At 71.3% G+C, this 8,344-nt stretch carries 6 protein-coding genes; 2 read left to right on the top strand and 4 right to left on the bottom strand.

Translation table 11 applies throughout. The annotated features are described in order from the left end of the window. Nucleotides 1-93: 93 nt before the first annotated feature. From AC1MIR_RS17990 to leuC, 4 genes are all read right to left on the bottom strand, one after another. Nucleotides 94-3,237 carry an efflux RND transporter permease subunit gene (locus AC1MIR_RS17990; protein WP_480029572.1) on the bottom strand — a complete coding sequence of 1,048 codons (3,144 nt, stop codon included), beginning with the start codon at nt 3,235-3,237 and terminating at the stop codon, nt 94-96. A 10-nt stretch (nt 3,238-3,247) separates the two neighbouring features. Beyond that, the gene (locus AC1MIR_RS17985; protein ID WP_480029571.1) at nt 3,248-4,423 is read right to left on the bottom strand and encodes an efflux RND transporter periplasmic adaptor subunit; all 1,176 of its coding nucleotides are present in this window, start codon (nt 4,421-4,423) and stop codon (nt 3,248-3,250) included. A 92-nt stretch (nt 4,424-4,515) separates the two neighbouring features. Then, nucleotides 4,516-5,103, bottom strand: coding sequence for a 3-isopropylmalate dehydratase small subunit (leuD, locus tag AC1MIR_RS17980; protein WP_480030220.1), 588 nt, complete (start codon nt 5,101-5,103; stop codon nt 4,516-4,518). Then, a complete protein-coding gene (leuC, locus tag AC1MIR_RS17975; RefSeq protein ID WP_480029570.1) occupies nt 5,103-6,470 on the bottom strand; it encodes a 3-isopropylmalate dehydratase large subunit in 1,368 nt (455 codons plus the stop codon). Before leuC ends, leuD begins: the two co-directional genes overlap by 1 nt. Nucleotides 6,471-6,518: 48 nt before the next feature. Here leuC and AC1MIR_RS17970 point away from each other — a divergent pair, with 48 nt between their 5' ends. Both AC1MIR_RS17970 and AC1MIR_RS17965 read left to right on the top strand, forming a co-directional pair. Next, complete coding sequence (locus AC1MIR_RS17970; protein ID WP_480029569.1) at nt 6,519-7,406, top strand: SMP-30/gluconolactonase/LRE family protein; 888 nt, start codon at nt 6,519-6,521, stop codon at nt 7,404-7,406. A 193-nt stretch (nt 7,407-7,599) separates the two neighbouring features. Then, complete coding sequence (locus AC1MIR_RS17965) at nt 7,600-8,313, top strand: IclR family transcriptional regulator (protein WP_480029568.1); 714 nt, start codon at nt 7,600-7,602, stop codon at nt 8,311-8,313. Nucleotides 8,314-8,344 lie beyond the last annotated feature (31 nt).

Raw genomic sequence — 8,344 nt, 5'->3', positions numbered from 1 at the left:
GCGCGGGGGGGGGGGGGGGCGCGGGGGGGGGGGGGGGGGGGGGGGGGGGGGGGGGGGGGGGGGCCCCCCCCCCGGGCCGCCCCCCCGCCCCCGCTACCCCGGCGCCGCGCCGCGCTCCTTGCGCGCGAAGGCGGCCTTCGTGCGCTCCCGCAGCCACTGGAACACCACGTAGAGCATCGGGATCATGAAGATGCCGATGAAGGCGGCGGCCAGCATGCCGCCGAAGACCGGCGTGCCCACCGCCCGACGGGAGGCCGAGGCGGCGCCGGTGGCGATGATCAGCGGCACCAGGCCGAGGATGAAGGCGACCGAGGTCATCATCACCGCTCGGAAGCGCAGCCGGGCGCCCATCACCGCGGCGTCGCGGATCGGCTTGCCGGCCTCGCGCTGTTCCTTGGCGAATTCGACGATCAGGATGCCGTTCTTGGCCGCCAGCGCGATCAGCACCACCAGCCCGACCTGGGCGTAGATGTCGAGGGACATGCCCGCCACGCGGATGGCGACGAAGGAGCCGAGCACGCCGACCGCGATGGAGAGCAGCACCGGGATCGGGATCGCCCAGCTTTCGTAGAGCGCGACCAGGAAGAGATAGGCGAAGAGCACCGCGAGCGCGAGGATCACGCCGGTCTGGCCGGCCGCCTGCTTCTCCTGGAAGGCGGTGCCGGTCCATTCGAAGCTGTAGCCCTGCGGCAGGACGCGATCCGAGATCTCCTCCATCGCCGCCAGCGCGGCGCCCGAGGAGATGCCCGGCGCCGGCGCGCCCTGCACCGCGACCGAGCGGACATTGTTGAAGCGGTTGATGGTCTGCGGCCCGAGCACGATGCGCGCATCGGCGATGGAGCGCAGCGGCACCATCTCGCCCCGGCTGTTGCGCACATGGATGCGCCAGAGGTCGGGGATGTCGTCGCGGTCGGTCGCCTCGCCCTGGATGTTCACCTGCCAGGAGCGGCCGGCGAGGTTGAAGTCGTTGACGTAGAAGCCGCCGAGGGTGGCCTGCAGCGCGGTGAAGATGTCGCTGATGCGCACGCCGAGCGCCTGCGCCTTGTCGCGGTCCACATCGAGGAAGAGCGAGGGCGTGTTGGCCGCGAAGGTGGAGAACACGCGGGTCAGCCGCGGGTCCTGGTTGGCGGCGACGATCAGGCCGAGCATCACGCTCGCCATCTCCTCCGGCGGGCGGCCTTCCAGGTTCTGCAGCTGGTACTGGAAGCCGGCGCCGGTGCCGAGGCCGATGATCGGCGGGATGTTGAAGGCGAAGGTGTTGGCCGTCAGCACCTGCTGCGTCGCGCCGAAGACGCGGCGGATGGCGGCGAAGACGCTCTCCTGCGCGCCGGGCCGGTCGGCGAAGGGCTTCATGCGCACGACGATGAAGGCGGAGTTGGACTGCGCGCCGTTGTCCACCAGGGAGAAGCCGACGATGGAGAGGATGCGGTCCACGCCGGGCGTCGGGCGGATGATCTCCTCGATCTGCTCGACCACGGCGCGGGTGCGCGACAGGCTCGCGCCCTGGGGCAGCTGGGTCTGGACGAAGAAGGCGCCCTGGTCCTCCTCCGGCAGGAAGCCCTGCGGCGTGTGGTTGGAGAGCCAGTACGTGCCGCCGGCGAAGAGCGCGGTGAAGAGCAGCGAGATCGCAGAGATGCGCACCAGCCGCGCGACGGCGTCGCCGTAGCGGTCGCGCACCCAGTCGATGCCGCGCATCACCGTGGCCAGCACGCCGCGGCGTGGCCCGTGATGGGGTCGGAGGAACACCGCGCAGAGCGCGGGCGAGAGGGTCAGCGCGTTGATCGCCGAGATCACCATGGCGACCGAGACGGTGACCGCGAACTGCGCCATCAGCACGCCCGAGAGGCCCGGGATGAAGCCCACGGGCACGAAGACCGAGAGCAGCACCAGCGTGATGGCGATGATCGGGCCGGTGATCTGCGCCATCGCCTTCTTGGTGGCCTGCGCGGGGGTGAGGTCCGGCTCCTCCTCCATCACGCGCTCGACATTCTCGACCACGACGATGGCGTCGTCCACGACGATGCCGATGGCCAGCACCATCGCCAGCAGGGAGACGGTGTTGGCGGAGAAGCCGAGGAGGAGGAGGACCGCGAAGGTGCCGATCAGGCTGACCGGCACGGCGATCACCGGGATGATGGTGGCGCGGACATTGCCGAGGAACAGCAGCACCACGATCACCACCAGCACGAAGGCCTCGAGCAGGGTCTTGATGACCTCCTGCATGGTGTCCACGACGAAGGTGGAGGTGTCGTAGAAGACGGTGCTGCGCAGCCCTTCGGGGTAGCGGCGGGCCAGGTCCTCCAGCGTGCGGGACAGGTTGGCCGCCGTGGTCACGGCGTTGGCGCCGGGCGAGAGATAGGTGCCGAGGGTGACGGCGGGGCGGCCGTTCAGCCGGCTTTCGGTGTCCATCCGCGCGGCGCCGAGCTCGACGCGCGCGACGTCCCGCACGCGCAGCACCGAGCCGTCCGGGTTGGCGCGGATGATGATGGCGCCGAACTGCTCGGGCGAGGTGAGGCGGCCCTGGGTCTGCAGGTTGATCTGGAACTGCTGGTCCTGCGAGATCGGCTGCGCGCCGATGCGCCCGACCGCCGCCTGCACGTTCTGCGCCTGGATCGCCGCGATCACGTCGGACGGCGTGAGGTTCAGGCTGATCAGCCGGTCCACCTCGAACCAGATGCGCATGGAGTAGTCCATCGCGCCGAAGATCGAGACCTGGCCGATGCCGGGCACGCGCGCCAGCCGGTCCAGCATGTTGATGGTGATGTAGTTGGAGATGAACAGCCCGTCATGGTCCGGGTTGTCCGAGGTCATCGCGATGAACTGCAGCACGGCGGAGGACTGCTTGCGCACGGTCACGCCGTTGCGCTGGACTTCCTGCGGCAGGCGCGCGAGCGCCGACTGGACGCGGTTGTTGACGTTCACCGTCGCGATGTCGGGGTTGGTGCCGAGCGCGAAGGAGACCGAGAGCGCGTAGGTGCCGTCATTGGCGCTGTTGGAGGACATGTAGATCATGCCCTCCACGCCGTTCACCGCGCTTTCGATCACCTGCGCGACGGTGGATTCCACCACGCCGGCGGAGGCGCCGGGATAGGCGGTGGTGACCGAGACCTGCGGCGGCACGATGTTGGGGAACTGCGCGACCGGGATGCGCAGCATCGCGAGCCCGCCCGCAAGGGTGAGCAGGATGGAGATGACGATCGCCAGCCGCGGGCGATCGACGAAAACCGAGGATATCATCGGCGCGCGCTCAGTTGCGCGGGGCCGCGGGCGAGGCACCCTGGCGGACCGGGGGCGGCGAGGCCGGGTTGGGCGCCACGGGCTGGCCGGGTCGGACGCGCTGCACGCCCTCGGTGATCACCGTCTCGCCGCCCGAAAGCCCGGCCTCGATCACCACCTGGTCGGCGATGCTGGGGCCGAGGGTGACGCTGGTGCGCTGCGGGCGGTTCTCCGCCCCCACGGTGAAGACGAAATGGCCGCCCTGGTCCTGCAGCACCGCGGCGCGCGGGATCACCACGGCCTGCACCGGCTCGACGCCCTCGACGAAGACGGTGACGAACATGCCGTCGATCAGCGGCCGCTCGGGATCGCCCGTCGGGCCTTCGGCGGAGCGCAGCGGGTTGGGGATGCGCGCGCGCACCAGCAGCGTGTCCGTGTCCCGGCTCACCTGGGTGTCGATGAACTCGATGCGGCCGGATTCGGCGAAGATCTGGCCGTTGGCGAGGCGGATGCGCACGCGCACCGCCTGCGCGCCGCCGCGCCCCTCGTAGCGGTCGCGCAGCTCGATGCCGGCGCGCAGGCTGACGGGGAAGGCGACGCGCATCGGGTCCTGGCTGACGATGGTGGCCAGCGGCCCGGAATCCGGCCCGACCACGGCGCCGGGCGAGAAGTTGGAGCGGCCGATCTTGCCGGCGAAGGGGGCGGCGATCTCGGTGTAGCCGAGATTGATGTTGGCGGTGCGCAGCTGCGCCTGCGCGGCCAGCAGCTGCGCCTGGGCGGTGCGCTGGTTCGCCGTGGCGTCGTCCACCCGCGCCTGGGTGCCGGCCTGGGTGCGCACCAGCTCCCGCGCGCGGTTCAGCGCGATGGTGGCGTTGTTCAGCTCCGCCTCGGCCGCGGCGACCTGGGCGCCGGCCTGGGCCACCTGCGCCTCGAAGGGCGGGCGTTCCAGGCGGAAGAGCGGCTGGCCGGCGGTGACCTCCTGCCCTTCGCGGAACAGCCGCTCCTCGAGGAAGCCGGTGACGCGGGCGCGGATGTCCACGCGGTCGATCGCCTCGACGCGGCCGATGAATTCGGTGGTCTCGGTGACCGGCCGCTTGGCCGCGGTGATGACGCCGACCGCGGGCGGGCCTTGCGGGCCGAACTGCGCCTGCGATGGCGGTGCCGACAGCAGCAGCAGCGGCAGGGCCGCGATCAGCGCACGGAGCATCGGAATCCCGTTCCTGGGCATGGATGCACAGCAGCCCGCCCGCTGTCGTTGCGTCAAGACAAAGCGCCAGCGAGGCCCGCGCGGGGCGCGGATCAGCCGCGCGCGGTCTCGAAGGCCTCGATCTCGGGGAGCAATGTGAGCGTCATCCCGATCTCGTCCAGCCCGCGCAGCAGGCAGTCGCGCGCGAAAGGCGGAATCGTGAAGGCGTGGGCGTTGCCCTCGGCGTCCGTCACGGTGTTCGCCGCCAGGTCCACCGTGAGCCGGCTTCCGGGATTTTCCGTGGCACGCTGGCGCAGGGAGCGGCAGATGTCCTCCGGCAGGCGCACGGGCAGCAGGCCGTTCTTCAGCGCGTTGCTGAAGAAGATGTCCCCGAAACTTTCGGCGATCACGCAGCGTATGCCCAGCGCCAGCAGCGCATAGACCGCCGCCTCGCGCGAGGAGCCCACGCCGAAGTTGCGGTCGGCGACGAGGATGCCGGCCTGGTCGAAGGGCGGGCGGTTGAGCACGAAGTCCGGCCGCTTCTCGCCTTCCGGCGTGAAGCGCAGGTCGTGGAAGCCGTATTGGGAATACCGCTCGTCCCGCGGGCGGCGCATGAAGCGGGCGGGGATGATCTGGTCGGTGTCCACATTGGACATGTCGAGCGGCGCGGCGACGGCCGTCAGCGTGGTGAATTTTTCCATCATGCGCGCTCCGCCGCCACAAGGCGCCCGGCGAGCGCGGAGGCGGCGGCCGAGGCCGGCGAGACGAGATGCGTGCGCGCGCCCCTGCCCTGCCGCCCCCGGAAATTGCGGTTGGAGGTGGAGGCGCAGCGCTCGCCTTCCGCCACGCTGTCGCCGTTCATGGAGACACACAGCGAGCAGCCGCTCTCCTCCCAGCTTGCGCCGGCCTCCCGGAAGATGCGGTCGAGGCCCTCGGCCTCGGCCTCGCGCTTGATGGCGGTGGAGCCGGGAGAGACCAGCATCGGCACGGCGATGCGCCTGCCCTTCAGCACGGCGGCGGCGGCGCGCAGATCCTCCAGGCGGGAATTGGTGCAGGAGCCGAGGAAGACGCGGTCCACCTTCACATCCGCAAGCCGCTCGCCGCCCGAAAGGCCCATATAGTCCAGGCTGCCGCGCCACGCCTTCCGGCGCGCCTCGTCGGGTGCGTCCTCGGGGCGCGGGACGCGGCCGGAGAGCGGGACGGCCTCTTCCGGGCTGGTGCCCCAGGTGGCCATGGGGGCGATGCGCGCGGCATCCAGCGTCACGTCGCGGTCGAAGGCGGCGCCGGCGTCGCTGTGCAGGGGCGCGATGTCCACCGGCTTCGCGAAGGGCCTTCCCGCGAGCCAGGCGAGCGTGGTGGCATCGGGCGCGACCATGCCGGTGCGGGCGCCGGCCTCGATCGCCATGTTGCAGAGCGTCAGGCGCGCCTCGACCGAGAGGGCGCGCACGGCGCTGCCCATGAATTCGATGGCGCCGCCGAGCGCGCCGCCGGTGCCGATCTCGGCAATCAGGGCCAGCGCCATGTCCTTCGCGGTGGAGCCGGCGGGCAGCGCGCCGTCGAAGGCGATGCGGATCTGGCGCGGCCTGGACTGCCAGATGGTCTGCGTCGCCAGCACATGCGCGACCTCGCTGGCGCCGATGCCGAAGGCGAGCGCCCCGAGCGCGCCATGGGAGGAGGTGTGGCTGTCGCCGCACACCACCGTCATCCCCGGCAGGGTCAGGCCGAGCTCGGGGCCGGCGACATGCACGATGCCCTGGCGGGGGTCGGCGATCTCGAAGGCCTGGATGCCGGCCTCCTTCGCGTTCTTCTCGAAGGTCTCGACGATGCCGCGGATCTCGGGGTCGGGGATGGCGGCGGTCTCGCGCCCGCGCGTGGGGACATAATGATCGCCGAAGCCGAAGGAGAGGTCCGGGCGGCGGACCTTCAGGCCCTTCGCGCGGAGCATGTTGAACGCGTGGAAACTGCCCTCGTGGAAATAGTGGCGGTCCACATAGAGCAGGCAGAGCCCGTCATCGCGCCGGTGCACGACATGGGCGTCCCAGATTTTTTCGAACAGCGTGCGTGGCATGGCGGGGGGGAACTTGCGGCGCGGGGCGGGGCGCCGCAAGGGTGGGGCATGTGGTTCGACCCGCCCCGGCCCATCGCGGCCACCCTGCTCTCCCGCCTGCCGGAGCACCTGCGGCGCCCAAAACCCTCGGCCTGGGCGCAGGCCAACCGGGGCGGCGCGCCGATTGATTCGTTTCTCGAGGGGCCGTGCTTCGACGCGGCGGGGAATTTCTTCTGCGTGGACATTCCGCATGGTCGGGTTTTTCGGGTCAGCGGCGATCACTGGGAAACGATCGCGGAATACGAGGGCTGGCCGAACGGTCTGGCGGCGCGGGAGGACGGGCTGGTGGTGGCGGATTACCGCCACGGACTGCTGAGCCTCGATCCGCGCGACGGCGCCATGGCGCCGATCCTGGAGACGGTGCTGTCCGAGGGGTTTCGCGGCCTCAACGACGTGGTGGTGCATCCGGACGGATCGCTGCTGTTCACCGACCAGGGGCAGACCGGGCTGCAGGACCCGACCGGGCGGGTGTTCCGGCTGCATCCCGACGGCAGGCTGGACCGGCTGCTGGGCAACGGGCCGAGCCCGAACGGGCTCGTGCTCAACCGCGGCGCGACGCATCTGATGGTGGCGATGACACGCAGCTGCGAGGTCTGGCGCTTCGCGCTGCGGCCGGATGCGGTGGTGGGCAAGGCCAATCTTTTTTTTCGCGTGCCGGCCGGGACTTCGGGGCCGGACGGGATGTGCGTGGATGCGCATGACCGGCTGTTCGTGAGCAATCCCGGGCATGGCCAGGTCTGGGTGGTGGACCCGCATGGGGTCTGCACGCATCGGGTGGACTGCACGTCCTTCGGGCGCATGCCGACCAACTGCACCCTCGCGCCGGATGGGCGGACGCTGGTGATCAGCGAGAGCGAGTCGGGGTGCCTGCTGGCGGCGGAGATTCCGCCGGGCTGAGGGGCTGAGCCGGGCGCGGCCGACCGGCCGAATATGACGCGCTTGACCCCGGCGACCATTCCGGGTTCTGTTCAGTCAGAAACAGAACGTCGTTCTATCAGATAGAACGCACGACCGGAGGATCTTCCATGCCGTCGCGCCGCGCGCCGATTGTCTGCCGCGGCCTCACCCGCGCGGTGAGGAAGGCCGGCTGATGGAGAACGGCGTCGCCGCGGTCGGCCGCGCGCTCGCGATCCTCGGCGCCTTCCGCGAAGGGGAGGCGGCGCTGTCGCTGGCGGAACTCGCCGCGCGCACCGGCCTCTACAAATCCACCATCCTGCGGCTGCTCGGCACGCTCGAGCAGGCGCGCTGCGTCGAGCGGCAGGCGGATGCGCGCTGGGCGCTGGGGCCGATGCTGTTCCATTGGGGCAGCCTCTATGCGCGTGCGCAGCCGGTGGAGCGCCTGCTGCCCGCGGCGTTGCAGGCGCTGGCGACGGAAAGCGGGGAGACGGCGAGCTTCTGGGTGCGGCATGGCGAGCAGCGCCTCTGCCTCGCCCGCGTGCGAGCCCCCTCCCCCATCCGCGACGACCTGGCGGAGGGCGTGCTGCTCGCGCTGCCGGCCGGCGCCGGCGGGCGCGTGCTGAGCGCGCCCGATCCGCGCGCGCTCGGCGTCGTCGCGACCTTCGGCGAGCGCAACCCGGAGACGGCCGCCATCGCCTGCGCGGTGTTCGGCACGCAGGGACTCGCCGGCGCGCTCGGCATCTCCGGCCCGCGGGAGCGCGTGGCGACGCGGGAGGCCGCGCATCGCGAAAGCGTCGCGCGCGCTGCGACCGAACTCACCCGCCGGCTTGGCGGCGACCTCGGCGCCGGCGCGGCGACGCGATCCGCGCCCCTTGACGACGCAGTCATCCAGGAAAGGACGAGATGAGCATCCTCCGACGCACCCTGCTGGCGGCCGC

Source organism: Falsiroseomonas sp. RANM36 (assembly GCF_056682175.1).
Note: the sequence above shows the minus strand (reverse complement) of the source record. Positions and strands in the feature narration are given on the sequence as shown.